14 protein-coding genes are annotated in these 14,569 nt (G+C 73.1%); 9 read left to right on the top strand and 5 right to left on the bottom strand.

Translation table 11 applies throughout. The annotated features are described in order from the left end of the window. Positions 1-138 precede the first annotated feature (138 nt). A complete protein-coding gene (locus AB0K65_RS16505; protein WP_365716952.1) occupies positions 139-2,484 on the top strand; it encodes a SpoIIE family protein phosphatase in 2,346 nt (781 codons plus the stop codon). 61 nt (positions 2,485-2,545) lie between these two features. Here AB0K65_RS16505 and AB0K65_RS16500 read toward each other — a convergent pair whose 3' ends face one another. Both AB0K65_RS16500 and AB0K65_RS16495 read right to left on the bottom strand, forming a co-directional pair. Further along, a complete protein-coding gene (locus AB0K65_RS16500) occupies positions 2,546-3,205 on the bottom strand; it encodes a response regulator transcription factor (RefSeq protein WP_365716950.1) in 660 nt (219 codons plus the stop codon). Then, positions 3,202-4,332 (bottom strand): histidine kinase, encoded by a 1,131-nt coding sequence (locus AB0K65_RS16495; protein ID WP_365716948.1) that lies wholly within the window; start codon positions 4,330-4,332, stop codon positions 3,202-3,204. The genes AB0K65_RS16500 and AB0K65_RS16495 overlap by 4 nt, the downstream gene beginning before the upstream one ends. 193 nt (positions 4,333-4,525) lie before the next feature. Here AB0K65_RS16495 and AB0K65_RS16490 point away from each other — a divergent pair, with 193 nt between their 5' ends. The 3 genes from AB0K65_RS16490 to AB0K65_RS16480 all read left to right on the top strand — a co-directional run bounded on the left by AB0K65_RS16490 (position 4,526) and on the right by AB0K65_RS16480 (position 5,800). Next, the gene (locus AB0K65_RS16490) at positions 4,526-4,906 is read left to right on the top strand and encodes a DUF6223 family protein (RefSeq protein WP_365716946.1); all 381 of its coding nucleotides are present in this window, start codon (positions 4,526-4,528) and stop codon (positions 4,904-4,906) included. A 151-nt stretch (positions 4,907-5,057) separates the two neighbouring features. Further along, complete coding sequence (locus AB0K65_RS16485) at positions 5,058-5,210, top strand: hypothetical protein (protein WP_365716944.1); 153 nt, start codon at positions 5,058-5,060, stop codon at positions 5,208-5,210. Then, positions 5,207-5,800, top strand: a complete 594-nt coding sequence (locus tag AB0K65_RS16480; RefSeq protein WP_365716942.1) for a hypothetical protein — start codon at positions 5,207-5,209, stop codon at positions 5,798-5,800. The genes AB0K65_RS16485 and AB0K65_RS16480 overlap by 4 nt, the downstream gene beginning before the upstream one ends. 152 nt (positions 5,801-5,952) lie before the next feature. Here AB0K65_RS16480 and AB0K65_RS16475 read toward each other — a convergent pair whose 3' ends face one another. Further along, positions 5,953-7,218 (bottom strand): SpoIIE family protein phosphatase, encoded by a 1,266-nt coding sequence (locus AB0K65_RS16475; RefSeq protein ID WP_365716940.1) that lies wholly within the window; start codon positions 7,216-7,218, stop codon positions 5,953-5,955. Between the two features lie 444 nt (positions 7,219-7,662). On the opposite strand from AB0K65_RS16475, the gene AB0K65_RS16470 reads away from it, so the two are divergent. From AB0K65_RS16470 to AB0K65_RS16450, 5 genes are all read left to right on the top strand, one after another. Continuing rightward, positions 7,663-7,944, top strand: coding sequence for a polyprenyl synthetase (locus AB0K65_RS16470; protein WP_365716938.1), 282 nt, complete (start codon positions 7,663-7,665; stop codon positions 7,942-7,944). Continuing rightward, positions 7,937-8,989 (top strand): polyprenyl synthetase family protein, encoded by a 1,053-nt coding sequence (locus tag AB0K65_RS16465; RefSeq protein WP_365716936.1) that lies wholly within the window; start codon positions 7,937-7,939, stop codon positions 8,987-8,989. The genes AB0K65_RS16470 and AB0K65_RS16465 overlap by 8 nt, the downstream gene beginning before the upstream one ends. Positions 8,990-9,049: 60 nt before the next feature. Continuing rightward, positions 9,050-10,213 (top strand): oxygenase MpaB family protein, encoded by a 1,164-nt coding sequence (locus AB0K65_RS16460; protein ID WP_365716934.1) that lies wholly within the window; start codon positions 9,050-9,052, stop codon positions 10,211-10,213. Between the two features lie 200 nt (positions 10,214-10,413). Beyond that, positions 10,414-12,537 carry a SpoIIE family protein phosphatase gene (locus AB0K65_RS16455; protein WP_365716932.1) on the top strand — a complete coding sequence of 708 codons (2,124 nt, stop codon included), beginning with the start codon at positions 10,414-10,416 and terminating at the stop codon, positions 12,535-12,537. A gap of 73 nt (positions 12,538-12,610) precedes the next feature. Beyond that, complete coding sequence (locus AB0K65_RS16450) at positions 12,611-13,186, top strand: DUF6328 family protein (protein WP_365716930.1); 576 nt, start codon at positions 12,611-12,613, stop codon at positions 13,184-13,186. A gap of 185 nt (positions 13,187-13,371) precedes the next feature. Here AB0K65_RS16450 and AB0K65_RS16445 read toward each other — a convergent pair whose 3' ends face one another. Together AB0K65_RS16445 and AB0K65_RS16440 are read right to left on the bottom strand one after the other, a co-directional pair. After that, positions 13,372-13,698 carry a plasmid stabilization protein gene (locus tag AB0K65_RS16445; protein ID WP_365716928.1) on the bottom strand — a complete coding sequence of 109 codons (327 nt, stop codon included), beginning with the start codon at positions 13,696-13,698 and terminating at the stop codon, positions 13,372-13,374. 184 nt (positions 13,699-13,882) lie between these two features. Beyond that, complete coding sequence (locus AB0K65_RS16440) at positions 13,883-14,299, bottom strand: CBS domain-containing protein (protein WP_365716926.1); 417 nt, start codon at positions 14,297-14,299, stop codon at positions 13,883-13,885. Between the last annotated feature and the right edge of the window lie 270 nt (positions 14,300-14,569).

The following is a 14,569-nucleotide window of genomic DNA, read 5'->3' as shown; positions in this document are numbered from 1 at the left end:
GCTCCGGTAGGGGTCGGGCACGGGTCGGTGACCGCGCGCACCTCTTCCCCCGCTCCCCCGGCCTGGCAGGATCCGGCCCACGAACTAGCATCGAATGGGAGGCACTGGGGGTCCCGCTCCCTCCAGAGAGGACCTGGGATGACTTCCCTGGAACGTGAGGACGGCACGGAGGCGCCGCCGGAGCCCGCGACCGTACTGGTCGACGCGGAGGGGAACGTGGCAGCGGTGAGCCGGGCCGCCGAGGCGATCCTCGACCGCGGAGCGGGCGAGGTCCGCGGCCTCCCTCTCACGGAGCTGTTCCCCGGCCTGCCCGCCGATCCGCCCGCCTCGGGGACCGTCGTGCCGCGGCGGGGCTCGGGTGCGCCCACGCCCATGCTGTACCGGCTGGCGCCGATGGCCGGATCGCCGTACCGCCTCATGCTGCTCACGGCCCCCGACGCCGCGAAGGAGGCCGGACTGGGCTCCGCTCTCCTGCGCGCCCTGCTCACACAGGACCGGATCGGATTCGTCGTGCGCGACACCGACCTGCGGGTGCGGGCGGCGAACACCGTCGCCTCCATGCCTCTGCTGCCGGTCGCGAGCAGTCTGAGGTCGGTCATGTCCCGGGAGGACGCCGCCACGGCGGAGGCGACGCTGCGGGAGGTTCTGCGCACCGGCGAGCCCGTCGTCGCGCGCGAGCACCACGTGCACTCCCTGTCCCCTCCCCTCTGTGAGTGGTCGCTCTCCGTGTCGGTGGTCCGGCTCGAGGACCGGAAGGGCGATCCGGCGGGCGTCGCGGTGCTGCTGACCGACGGGACGGAGCAGTGGCTCGCAGGACAGCGGCTCCGGCTGCGCCACACGGCCGCCGTCACCATCGGACACTCCCTGGACATACGGCAGACCGCGGCGGAGATCGCCGATCTCCTGGTCCCCGACTTCGGCGCTCTCGTCTCGGTCGACCTCGCGGAGGCGGTTCTCGACGGTGACGAGCCGCCCCGGTCGTTCGGCGGCGGGGATCTGCACCTGCGCCGGACGGCCGCGCGGTCCTCGACCGGCACATGGCCCGCCGCGCTCCTCGCGCCCGAAGCCGCGGTGCCCCCCTTGCCCGACACACCGGGAATCCGGCAGCTGCAGGAGGGACGCACCGTCGTCGTCGAACGGGCCGCACTCGAACGCGCGCTGTCCGACGACCCTTCGCTGATCGCGCTGGTCGTTCCGGACAAGGGCCATTCGGTCGCCGTCGCCCCCATGGCGGCGCGCGGCATGGTCCTCGGTGTCATCGCCGTATGGCGCACCGAACCGGCCGCTCCGTTCACCGCGCAGGACGCGGAACTGCTGTCGGAGATCGCCGCGCACGCCGCGCTGAGCGTGGACAACGCCCGCCGCTACACGCGCGAACACCGCGCCGCCGTGGCTCTGCAACGGCGGCTGCTGCCCTGGGCTCCGCTGCGCACCACGGCGGTGGAGACGGCGGGTACGTATCAGCCGGCGGGCGGCGGCGCGGACATCGGCGGCGACTGGTTCGACGCCATCCCGCTGCCCTCCTTGCGGGTCGCGATGGTCGTCGGCGACGTGATCGGTCACGGCCTGCACGCCTCGGCGACCATGGGACGCCTGCGGACGGCGGTGCAGACGCTGGCGGATCTGGAGTTGCCACCGGACGAGACGCTGACCCGCCTCGACGACCTCGTGACACGACTGGCGGGGGAAGCCGAGCCGGAGCACCGCGACGTCGTCGGCGGGACCTGCCTGTTCGCGCTGTACGACCCGGTCACGGAGCAGTGCTCCTTCGCCAGCGCCGGACACCCCCCGCCGATCGTGGTGACCCCGGAAGGGAAGGCGCGGACCGTGCACCTGCGTCCCGGGCCTCCCCTCGGCACGGGCGGCCTCCCCTTCGAGACGACCACGGTCCGCCTCGAACCGGGGAGCATGCTCGCCCTCTTCACGGACGGCCTGCTGGACGACGGTGAAGCGGACGTGGACGCCGCGCTGCGGAACCTGGCCGGGAGGCTCTCGGTCTGCCAGACCGCGCGGCAGCCACTGGAGGAGGCCGCTCGGTCCCTCGTCTCCGCACGGCCCGCCGCCGGGGACGACACGGCCCTGCTGCTGGCCCGCAACCGTCCGCTGGACCCCGGCGACATCGCCCAGTGGTCCTTCCCCGCCGACCTCTCGGCGGTAGCCGACGCCCGGGCGTCGGTGCTGGAAAGGCTCGCCGTGTGGAGCCTGGACGACCTGGCGTTCACCACCGAGCTGATCGTCAGCGAGCTCGTGACGAACGCCATGCGCTACGCCGGCGGACCCGTCGGGCTCCGTCTCATCCGTGACACCGTGCTCATCTGCGAAGTCAGCGACCCCAGCAGCACCCAGCCCCGCCTCAGGCGCGCCCGCACCACGGACGAAGGCGGCCGGGGACTCTTCCTCGTCGCCCAGCTGAGCCTGCGCTGGGGCAGCCGCTACACCGCGACCGGCAAGACGATCTGGGTCGAACAGGAGTTGCCCGACTGAGCCGCTCGCCGGCGGGAGGCTCGACGCGTCCGAGCCCTCACCCCCGCGGCCGTCCGCGCGGTCACTGCCCGGGGGTCACCAGGCCCGACTCGTAGGCGAGTACGACGAGCTGGGCGCGGTCGCGGGCGTGGAGCTTGGTCATGGCCCGGTTGACGTGGGTCTTCGCGGTCGCGGGGCTGATCACCATGGTCTCGGCGATGCGGTCGTTGGACAGGCCCCGCGCGACCAGGGTGACCGCCTCGCGTTCGCGGTGGGTCAGCTCCTCCAGCGCCGTGCGCGTGCCGGTGTCGGGCGGCAGGGTGACGTACCGGTCGATGAGCTTGCGGGTGATGGAGGGTGCGAGCAGGGCGTCTCCGCGCGCGGCGACGCGCACGGCGTGCAGGAAGTCCTCGGGCACGATGTCCTTGACCAGGAAGCCGGCGGCGCCGGCGCGCAGCGCGTCGAAGACGTGTTCGTCCAGGCCGTAGTTGGTCAGGATGACGACGTGGACCTGGGCGAGCGCCGGGTCGGCCGCGATACGCCGGGTCGCCTCGATGCCGTCGAGGACCGGCATCCGGATGTCGACGAGCGCGATGTCCGGCAGATGCCTTCGGATGAGCTCCAGCGCCTCCAGACCGTCGCCGGCCTCGGCCACCACCTCGATGTCGTCCTCGAGGTCGAGGAGGGCGCGGAATCCGCTGCGGATGAGCGGCTGGTCGTCGACCAGCAGGACACGGATCACGACGCTCGTTCCACGGGCAGCTCGGCCTGGACGGAGAAGCCGCCCTCGCCGCGCGGCGCCGCACGCAGGTGTCCCCCGAGGGCGGTGACACGCTCGCACATGCCGAGCATCCCGATCCCCGGCTCCGGGGCGTGGTCCGGCCTGGCCCTGCCGTCGTCGTCGACACGCAGGGCGACCGCGTCCGGCCGGTACTCGATACGGACCGACGCCGTCGTGGCGGCGGCGTGCCGGGCGACGTTGGTCAGGGCCTCCTGGACGATGCGGTAGGCGGTCCGGCCCACGGCGGACGGCACGTCGTGCCGCTGTCCCTCCACCGTCAGCGTCGTCTCCAGGGTGCCGGCCGCGCCCGCCCGTTCCACCAGCTCCGGGATGTGCTCGAGTCCGAGCGGCGGCGCGGTGTCGTCGTCGCGCAGCGCCTCCAGCGTCGCCCGCAGCTCGCGGGCCGCCGCCCGCCCCGCCTCCCGGATCGCCAGCAGGGCCTCGGGCACCTGTTCGCCTCGCCTGCGGGCGACGTGCACGGCGGCCTCGGACTGCACTTTGACGACGGAGATCTGATGGGTGAGCGAGTCGTGCAGCTCTCGCGCGATGTGCAGCCGCTCCTCGTCGGCACGGCGTCGAGCGGTCTCCTCGCGGGTGCGCTCGGCTTCGTCCGCCCGACGCTCGGCCTGCCGCAGGGCCTCCCCGGCCGCGCCGGCGGCGATCAGCCAGGCGATCTCCAGGGCGCCCCGGGCCCGCGCGAACGCCTCGCCCGTGTCGTGCAGACCCGAGGCGAGGGCCGCGAGCGGGAGCGCCGCCAGCACGGCCACGCTCGTCACCACCGTGAGGAGCCGGTGTCCCGACCGCATCGCCGCGTACACCGCGAACAGGTATGCGACGGCGGGCACGTCGAAACCGGCCGCCTGATAGCCCACGGCGCAGAGGCCGGTGACGAGCAGGACGGGGACCGGAGCCCGGCGGCCGACCGCCAGAGCGAGGCCACCGGCCGTCAGCAGCGCATAGCCCACCAGGTCAATTCCGGCGGTGGAGTGCCTCCCGGACAGGCCGGTGATCAGCAGCGCCGCCGCCACCCCGACGGCGACCGACCCGTCCCTGACGTCGGCTCGAACACCGAATCGACCTGTACGCATGCGCGCACCCTAGCCTCATCCCGCTCCGCCGACGTCCCGCCAGGGCAGGAGCGGTCGGCTACCGCGGGCGCGGTACGTCCGCCGCGCCTGCCGCGTCCGCGGTAGCGCGCGATGTCCACGAGCGCCGGACGACGGGTGGCGGGTCCGGCGGGCATCCTCAAGCCGTATCCCGTCGCCGTAGAAGGAGCGCCCCATGCCCGTCCGCTTCGGTCCCGCCGTATCCGACTCCGCGCACGTCGCCTTCCCGCCCCTCGCCGCCGACGTCCTCGCCATGAGCGGCGGACGACTCGGGTCCCTCCTGGCCGGGCTCGTGGGACTGGCCGGTGTTGCCGCCGGCACCTGGGCTCTGCGTTCCGCCGGCCGCACGACCGCCGGCTTCGCGCGAAGCCGGGCAGTGGTGGCCCTGGTCGCGGGCGCGATCGCCATGGCCCTCGGTGCGCTGGTGGTCGCCACCTCCGACACCGGCATCGGCACCGGCAACGGGCGCGGCGGTGCCTTCGTGGCCTTGGCGGTGGGCCTGACGTCCCTCGTCCTCGGCGGACTGGCCCGCACCCGCTCGCGCGTTCCGCGCTGACCGGCGGCCGCCGGCCGCCGACACGGACGCGGGGGCCGGGGGCTGGTGGCCGCCGGCCTCGACGCGGTGCACAGTGGTACCCGGCCGAAGAGGGGACCCTTGTCCACGGGGCGCCGATCCGCTCTCGACCGCCCGGGGAGACGGCGGCGCCGTGGCCGTGATCCTGGCGGTGAAGCCGGCGGGGGCGCTGGGCAGCGATCCCCATCCGCTCTCGGTGGCGGCGGGCGACCCGCCTGAAATCGAGTCGACTCGGCGCGCCGTGCGAGAGACCCTTCAGGTCGACCGAACCGAGGAGACAGGTTGATCACGGAGCACCAGCAGCGCCTGCGCGATCGCTACCTCGCCGCCCCCGTCATGCCGGCCCCTGCACCGTGGCGGCCGGTCCTGGACCGCACGACTCCCATCGGCGGCCTGCTCGGTATCGGCTTCGCGGTCCATCCCGACACGGGACACGACCTCGTCATGGTCGTGTCCCACGACGGGCACGGACTCTTCGACGCCGTCACCGGCCGGAAGATCGCACGGGACCGGGATCCCGACCTCGCCACCAGCACCCCCGACGCGCACCCGGACCTCGCCTGCCCCGGCATAGGCCCCGTCGACGGCACCGAGATCCGGGTCGCCGGCCTGTTCGGGGGCGGTCTGCACAGCACCACGGCGGACGGCTGGACGGTGGATGTCGTCAGCCCCGACTGGCCCCACGACCGCGTCCTCCTCTCCGCCGACGGCGGAGCGAACAAGGGAGCGGCGGGCGGCACCTGGTGGCACGTCTTCCACTCCGCACACGCGGAACTGCGCACCGCGGGCTTCTCCCCGTCCGGTCTCACCCTGGCGGTCGCGACCAGCAGCGACCTCACCCTCTGGACCCGCCCTCGCTTCCCCGGCGACGGCTGAACGCCACGAAGCGGTGCGGACACCTCGCGCTGGGACCTCGCCGCCCAACCGGCCCGGCCCTGATCTCCGGCGCGCGGACCGTGCGCGCCCCGGCGCGTGGCGGACCCCACGACGTGCGGCACCGACGGACGCACGGAGTGACAGGCGGCGGGTCACCCCCGTTCCTCACCAGGGGCTCGGGGCACGTGGATGGCCAGGACCGCCGTGTCGTCGTCGACGCCACCGCCGAAGGTGTCCAGCAGGGCGCGGACCGCGTCGACCGTGTCCGAAGCGGTCGCGGGGGCGAGGGCGCGGCAGAACGCGAGGAGGGCCTCATCGCCGTACCGGTCGTCGCCGCCGCCGGCGGTGTGGGCTTCGGTGAGGCCGTCGGTGTAGAGGAGGAGGCCGTCGCCGGGGCCGAGGTGGACGGTGGTGGTGGCGATGTGGGCGTCGGGCAGGACGCCGATGAGCTGTCCGCCGGGGGTGGGCAGCGGGTCGGCAGTGCCGTCGGCGCGCATCAGGACCGCGGGAGGGTGCCCGCCACTGGCCAGGGTGACGTGGAAGCCACCCAGGTCGGGGGCAGGGGTGAGCAGGCCGAAGACGACGGTGCAGAAACGGGGGTCGGCGCCGTCGTCCTCGTGGTTCAGGACCGTGTTCAGGTTGCCGAGCACGGCGACCGGATCGGGGTCGTAGACGGCGGCGGCACGGAGGGTGTAGCGGACCAGGGAGGTGACGACCGCCGCGGCGGCCCCCTTGCCGCACACGTCGCCCAGGAACAGCCCCCAGGTGCCCGCCGCCAGGGGGAAGAGGTCGTAGAAGTCGCCGCCGACCTCGTCCACGGAGGCGAGGTGGTAGTACGCCGAGACGTCCAGGCCCGGCACGTCAGCCAGTACGGGCGGCAGCAGCGTCTTCTGCAGGGTGGCGGCCAGAGCCTGCAGGCGGTCGCGTTCCCGGTCCGCCTCCTGGCGGGCGAGCAGCAGCTCGTTCTCGTAGGCACGGCGGTCGCGGGCGTCGAAGACGGTGGTACGGATCAGCAGGGGCCGGCCGTCGCTGTCCCTCTTCAGGGTGGACGTGACCAGGACCGGCAGGCGGGACCCGTCAGCGGCCCGCATCTCCAGGGCGATGCCGCTGATCTCGCCCTGCATCCGCAGCAGCGGTGCGAAGTGGGTCTCGTGGTAGAGCCGGCCGCCGACCGTCAGCAGGTCGGAGAAGCGCTTGCGGCCGACCAGGTCGCCGCGCCGGTGGCCGAGCCAGTCGAGCAGGGTGGTGTTGATCTTCGCGATCCGGCCGTCCAGCTGGGTCGACAGATAGCCGCAGGGCGCGTGCTCGTACAGATCCTCGGCGCTGTCCTCCAGCAGCGCGGAGAACTCCGCGTCCTCGTCCACGGGCCCCTCGACCCCGTCCCGGCCGCCCTCGTCCTCGCCGTGGGCCGGACTCATCACCGGATGGCTCCGGTCACCGGCGACGGGGCGGGTACGCACACGTGGGCGCGCGGTGGGGTGTGGGCCCCACGCGGGCACCGGTTCACCCTCGTCGGCATCGGCATCCCTCCTCGGCGAGGTCGCGGCGCTCGTCCGCGTGCGAGCCACCCGCGCACCCGTGCGTCGGCATGACCACCGGCGCGACCGGTCACCGTCACATGATTCCCGCCGCGCCGCGATGCCGCCATCCGTGCGGTCCGGGGCGGCCCCTTCTCGGCGGCCGGTGGCCCGGAGACGGGGGCCCGGTGACCGCTCGCGACGCCGTGGCGCGCCCTAGGGGACAGGTGTTCCCCTCCGTCACTCGTTGCGGTATCCGGAGCGTGTGCGCCCCGGGGACGGCCCCATGATCGGAACAGCAGCGCCGCGTACGGCGCACCACGTGCTTTCTTGGGGGTCCGGGGCATGACGCCGACACAGCCACAGAACGATCGTCTCGACGAGCAGGCCGTGCTGCTCGTGGCAGGTCTGGCCGATCTGGCGGTGAGCACCGTCAGCTCGGCCACGGGCACGCTGCGGCATCTGCTGCGCCGCTCGGACGGCGTCGACCTCGTGCGGGACGCGGAGCGGGACCTGATGTCCCGGGGCAGGCTCGCCCTCGACCGGTACGCGGCCGCCCCCGCCCACCTGGAGGTGCTCGCCCAGCAGGTGCTCGCCCGGCGCGCGGCCGCCGACGGCGATGTCTGAGCCCTGGCCGCCGGCCGCGTTCAAGGCGCGCGTCGACGGTGTCCTGTCGGAGTTCCTGGCGGAGGAAGCCGACCACCTTCGCGCGATCGACGCCCTCCTGGATCCGGTGGCGGAGCAACTGCGGTGTGCGGCGGAGCACGGCAAGCGGCTACGGGCGGCGTTCTGCTACTGGGGCTGGCGCGCGGCGGGGCAGCCCGACAGCGACGCCCTCGTGCGGGCCGCCGCCTCGATGGAGCTGGTGCACGCGGCGGCGATGGTCCACGACGATCTCATCGACGACAGTCCGCTGCGGCACAACCGGCCCACCGCCCACGTCGCCCTGCGGGCACCCCTGGCCGGCCGTCCGCGCGCCCGGAGCGCTGCCCGCTCCCTTGCCATGCTGGTCGGGGACCACCTGATGGCGCTCGCGGGGCAGCTGTTCGCCACCAGCGGCCTGCCCGCCGCCTATCTCGCACGAGCCCGGCCGCTGTGGGCGGAACTGGCCCGCGAACTGGTCGCGGGCGAGTGCCTGGAGATCCTGCGCACCGGCTCCCTGCCGGACACGGACGCCTCGCTGAAGATCATCCGCTACAAGACCGCCAAGTACACCGTCGAGCAGCCCCTGCTCATCGGAGGGCTGCTCGCCGGAGCCGCGCCGGACCTGCGCGCCGGCTTCTCCGCCTACGGGCTGCCGCTGGGAGAGGCGTTCCAGCTCCGCGACGACCTGCTCGGCCTGTTCGGCGAGCCGGAACGCACGGGGAAAGCCGGCCTGGACGACATCCGCGGTCAGCGCCCGACCGCCCTGCTGGCCGCGGCCTGGCAGGCCGCGCTGCCCGCCCAGCGTGTCCAGCTGGCCGAGATGCTGGGGCGCCGGGACGCGGACGACCGGCATCTGACCCGTTTCCGGGACCTGCTGACCTCCCTCGACGCACCGGCCCGGGTCGAGGAGATGATCCGCTCGCGCGTGGGGGAGGCCGCCCGGGTCCTCACCGCGCTCGACATGCCTCCCGACGCCCGGCACGCCCTGGGTGTCCTCGCGCGGTCGGCCACCGACCGCCGGCACTGAACCCCTCCGACGCCGCGGCGGTCTCCGCCGCGCCCGGGACCCGCAGACAAGGACGCAGTCATGACCTACACCCAGGCGTCGATGGACGCCCTGCGCCACTCCGGTGACGAACTCGCCGACAGCGTCGTGGCCACCCTGTTCGAGCGGGGGGAGGTCGGCACGTTCAACACCCTGATGCGGTACGTCTCCACCTCCGGCGCTCCGCTGCCCGACGGGCTGCCCGACGTCGCCCGCGCCTACCTGGAGGCCACCTCCACACCGCCGGCCTGGGTGGACTGGGACGAGATGGAGAAGGCCAGGCTGTTCTTCATCGACAACAACGTCCATATCTCCACCGCGCTGTCGTTCGCCGCCATGCCGGCCTGCTACGTCGTTCCCCATGTGGCGCGGCTGCTGTCCGCCACCCACGGCCTCGACTACCCCTCCAAGCGGATGGCGGAGACCGGGCAGTTCACCGTCTACCTCATGCGGCCCGACGCCTTCGAGGCCGGCGGCCGCTTCCTTCCCGCCGCGCAGAAGGTACGCCTGCTGCACGCCTCCATCCGCCACCATCTCAAGCGGGAGAACCGCTGGGACGACCAGGCGCTGGGAACGCCGATCTGTCAGGAGGACATGATCGGCGGACAGATGTTCTTCTCCCTGCTCGTCCTGGACAGCCTGCACCGCCTCGGCATCCACATGTCCACCGAGGGCGCCGAGGCCTACTTCTACGCCTGGCGCGTGGTCGGCGCCATCCTCGGCGTCGACCAGGCGGCCGTGCCCAGGGACCTGGACGAGGCCCGGCAGTTCCTCGACCGGTACATGCTCCGTCACATGGGCCCCTCCCAGGAGGGCGCCCACCTGACCCGGCAGCTGATCGACCTGTACGAGGACGTCGTGCCCGGCACCTTCTTCGACCCGGTCGTCTCCGCGCTGATCCGCTACCTGATCGGCGAAACCTGCGCCGACTGGCTCCAGGTTCCCAGCACCCGCTGGGACAGCGTGGTGAAGGTCGTCCCCAGCATGCTGGGCGTGCTGGAGAGCATCGAGGACGCCTCGCCGGTCGGGGCCTGGGCGCTGGACCGCCTCGGCCACCTCACCACCCTGCTGGAGCTGTCCTCCCTCACCCGCGGCCGCGTCATGCACTACGCCATCCCCGAGCAGCTGAAGAAGGACTTCGGCGTCTCCGGCGGCGTGCCCCGCACCCGGCGCTGGACCCCGCCCGCCCCCGCGTCGGCCGGCTGACAGTCCTCGTCGTCCCGGCCGCGTCCTCGTGCGGTGCCCGCGCACGCGTCGCCATACCGGGGCCGCCGGGGCGCCGGAGGCCCGGAGCCCCTGACGGTCCGGGTCGGCGGGGGACGCCGGGCGGCAGGCGGCGACCGGCGCCCCCGCCGACCCGGCCGTACGCGTGTCGCCAGGGGACGGCTCGGCATAATGTCGGACATGTGACGGATGACAGGCATGGCCTTCCCGGTGGCGAGGCGTCCCTGGACGAGGTGCTCGGCTCCACCGTGCGCCATACGGGGGCCTTCGCCGGGGGTGTGTACGTGTTGTCGCCGTCCGAGCCCGTGCTCTGTCTGACGGCGGTCTGCGGAGTGCCGGCGGTCGTGGCCGCGCCCTGGTGGCGCGTGGCGGTGTCGGCCGCCGGCCCCTTGTCGGAGGCGGTGCGAGAGGACCGTCTGGTGTGGGTGGGACGGCAGGAGGACATGGCCCGCCTCTATCCGAACGCGGCAGCCGGCATCCCGTACCAGTGCGCGCTGGCCTTCGCCCCGCTGCACGGCGCCCGCAGGTGGGGCGTCCTGGCGCTCGTGTGGTCCGCGAACCACCCGCCATCCCTGACCCGCCGCGAACGCGGGCACATCCTGTCCAGCGCACGGCGGCTCACCCAGGCGCTGGACGAGTCACCCGCACGCCGGAGCATTCCGGAGACACCTCGGGCCGTACCCCTGCGCCACCCGGGCCGGGATCCGGCACAGAACGAACTCGCCGCCACCGATCTGGTGCAGCGGCTGCCCGTCGGCGCCCTCAGCCTCGACCTGGAGGGGCGCATCACCTACCTCAACGACGCCGCCGCGCGTCTGATCGGCGGCACCACCGAGCGCCTGCTCGGCACCCTGCCCTGGCAGTCGGTCTCGTGGCTCGACGACCCGGTACACGAGGACCACTACCGCACCGCCGTCTTCAGCCGGGAGCCCGTCGCCTACACCGCGCTCCGCCCGCCGGACCAGTGGCTCGACATCCGGCTGTACCCGAACGACAGCGGCATCAGCGCGCTCATCTCCCGGGCCCGTCACCGCAACCCGCAGCAGGGCGCGGCGCCCCCGATCTCCCCGTCGCTCGGCCCACCCCAGGGGGCCGGCACAGGCCGGGTCCACCAGCTGATCCACCTGGCCGCCGCCCTGAGCCAGACGGTCACCGTGGCCGACGTCGTCAGCGTGGTGGCCGACCAGATCACGCCCGCCTTCGGCGCGAACGGCATGGTCATGTCCGCCGCCGACGCCGGGCGCCTGAAGATCATCGGGCACCGGGGCTACGACCCGCGCACCGTCACCCGCCTGGACGGCCTCCCCCTGGACACCGACCTCACCCCCGCCGGTCACGTCCTGCAGAGCGGCATGCCCGCCTTCTACACCGAGCCCGAGGACATCGCCCGCGCCTACCCGCGAGCGCCCGTGCTCAGCGGGAAGCAGGCCTGGGCCTTCCTGCCCCTGCTGGTCGCCGAACGCCGCGTCGGCTGCTGCGTCCTGTCCTACGACCGGCCGCACTCCTTCAGCGCGAGCGACCGAGCGGTCCTCGTGTCGCTGAGCGGGCTCATCGCCCAGGCCATGGACCGCGCGCTGCTGTACGACGCCAAGCACGACCTCGCCCAGGGCCTGCAACAGGCCCTGCTGCCGACGACCCTGCCCCACATCCCCGACCTCGCCGTCGCCGCACGGTACCTCCCCGCCGCCCACGGCATGGACGTCGGCGGCGACTTCTACGACCTGATCCGCCTCGGCGACACCGACGTCGCCGCCGTCATCGGAGACGTCCAGGGCCACAACATCTCCGCCGCCGCGCTCATGGGCCAGGTCCGTACAGCGGTCCACGCCACCGCCGGCGCGACGCCCGGGGAGGTCCTGGCCCGCACCAACCGCGTCCTGCTGGACCTGGAGACCGACCTGTTCGTCTCCTGTCTGTACATCCACATCGACCTCGCCGCCCGACGCCTCCACCTCGCCAGCGCGGGGCACCCTCCACCGCTGCTCCGCAGCCCCGCGCCCATGGCGCGGACGCGCGTACTCGAGGTGGAGCCGGGCCCGCTGCTGGGCATCGGCCTCGGCGTCGACAACGCCTATCCGGTCACCAGCGCGCCCCTGCCCGCCGGATCACTCCTCGCCCTCTACACCGACGGCCTCGTGGAGAACCCCGGCGTCGACATCACCGAGTCCATCGCCGACCTGGCCCGTCACCTCACCGGCAGCGGTGACCGGCCGCTCGACGAACTGGCCGACAGCCTCGTCCATCACGCCTTCCCCCACGAGGCCTACACCGACGACATCGCCCTTCTCCTGCTCCGCACCCGGTGAGCCGCGGGCGGCCCCGGCGGCATGTTGTTGCCGGGTCGCGAGGGCTCGGCCACCCTGGGATGTGGAGGGTGCCATGACCATGACGGAGCAGCCGGTCGAACCGGCAGAAGACGACGTCGCGGGCTGTGCCTGTGACGGTGCCGGTGGCCTCGTGGGCAGCGGCCTCGACGTTCGTCCCGAGGCGCCGGAGACGGCGCGGGACCGCGTGAACCGCCGGTGGAACGAGATCCTTCAGGAGACACGCGTCGCCCAGACGGGCGTACAGATCCTCTTCGGATTCCTGCTCAGCGTCGCCTTCACTCCGCTGTTCGGGAACCTGCGCACCTTCGACCGTGTCGTCTACGTCGTCACGGTGGTACTGGGCGCCTCCGCGACCGGCGCGCTGATAGCGCCCGTCTCCCTCCACCGCTTCCTGTCAGGGCAGCGGATGAAGCACACGGTGGTGGAGGCGGCCTGCCGGCTGATGGTCTGCGGGATGGTCCTCCTCGCGCTGACCATCGGGTGCACGCTCCTCTTGATCCTCCGGATCGCGGTTCCCGGCGTCCTTGCCGAGGTGCTCGTCGGAGGCGTCATGCTGTGGTTCGGTCTCTGCTGGTACGTGCTGCCGCTGCGCCTGCGGCGTCAGGCGGCCCGGCGGCCCGCCGAATAGGCGGCGTCTCCCAGGCGCACGACGGGCGCCCGGCCCCTGCCGCGTGCGCCCGGGGGCCGTCTCCGTCCCCGACGTCGTGTGGGCCGGCCTGCGCAGGCCGGCCCACATCGTCTCCGTCTCCGCTCCCCGGATCCCCCGGGCCGGCGGCATGCCTGCTCCGCCGGTACGCGTCCGGGGCTCGCGCCTCAGCGGCCCAGCGCCTTGCTCAGCTGCTGCTTGGTCATCGACGAGCGGCCCTCGATGTTCTTCTTCCTGGCCTCCTCGTACAGCTGGTCCTTGGTCGGTCCTCCGGAACCGCTGTGCGAACGCTCCCCACCGCGTTGGGAAGCGGATTTGGGGTCACGTGTGGACGTCTTGCTCGCCGTCTTCGACTCCCCCGCACGAGCTCGTTCCTTGTTGACCGTGCGGGCGGCGATCTCCTTGGCCCGCTTCTCGGAAGTGCCGCGCTTCTCGGCCCCTTCCTTGATGTGTTCGTACTGGCGCTCACGCTTGGGGCTGGACCCTGCGGGCATGACACGTTCCTCCTTCTGAGGGAATGGCGGGTACGTCACGGCCTGCCGTGCGCAGGGCGCGTACCCGTACCGCTTCGGCAGAACCGCCGCATCGAACACCGCGTGCTCGCGGCGCGGCTCACGGGGCGCCGGTGACGGAACACCCGCCCTTCGCAGGCGGACGTTCCCGCGGTGCCGGGCGGTCTCAGTCCGTCGACAACGCCTGGAGCAGGTCACCGACCTTGGGGTCGGGCAGGGCACGCGCGACATCGGCCTGCGCGACCATGCCGACCAGGTCGTGGCCGTCGATGACCGGCAGGCGCCGAACCTTGTGCTCGGACATCGTGCGCAGGATCTCGTCCGCGTCGTCGTCCGCTCCGATGGTCACGGCCTCGCCCTGCGCCAGCTCTCCGGCCTTGCACGTGGCGGGGTCCTTACCAGCGCCCAGGACCTTCACGACGATGTCCCGGTCGGTGAGCATGCCTTTGAGCCTGTTGTCCGTACCGCAGATGGGCAGCGCCCCCACGCCGAGCTGCTTCATCTTCTTCGCGGCTTCCAGCACCGATTCCTCCGCGCCGATGCATTCGGTGCCCGCGGTCATGATCTGTCGTGCCGTCGTCATGACACTCCCTCTCTGCTCGGGATTCCCTCGGCCCAGGGCCTTGGGAACTGACGGATCACGTCTTCCCGCTCGGCGGAGGCGATAACGACACGCGGCGCAGATGCGTCCGGTCAGTCCTGTCACGCCCATCACGGCGCGGGCCGATCGTGGCGGGTGATGTCCCGAGGCACGGGATGCGACGGGCACGGGTCCCGGGGCCCGCTCGGTTCCGCCTGGGGGTCGGTTCACCGGGGCCGCCGACAACGCGATCGCCGCGATCGAGGGCGCCCA

The sequence above is a fragment of the Streptomyces sp. NPDC053755 genome (assembly GCF_040677675.1).
Classification (GTDB): Bacteria; Actinomycetota; Actinomycetes; order Streptomycetales; family Streptomycetaceae; genus Streptomyces.
Note: the sequence above shows the minus strand (reverse complement) of the source record. Positions and strands in the feature narration are given on the sequence as shown.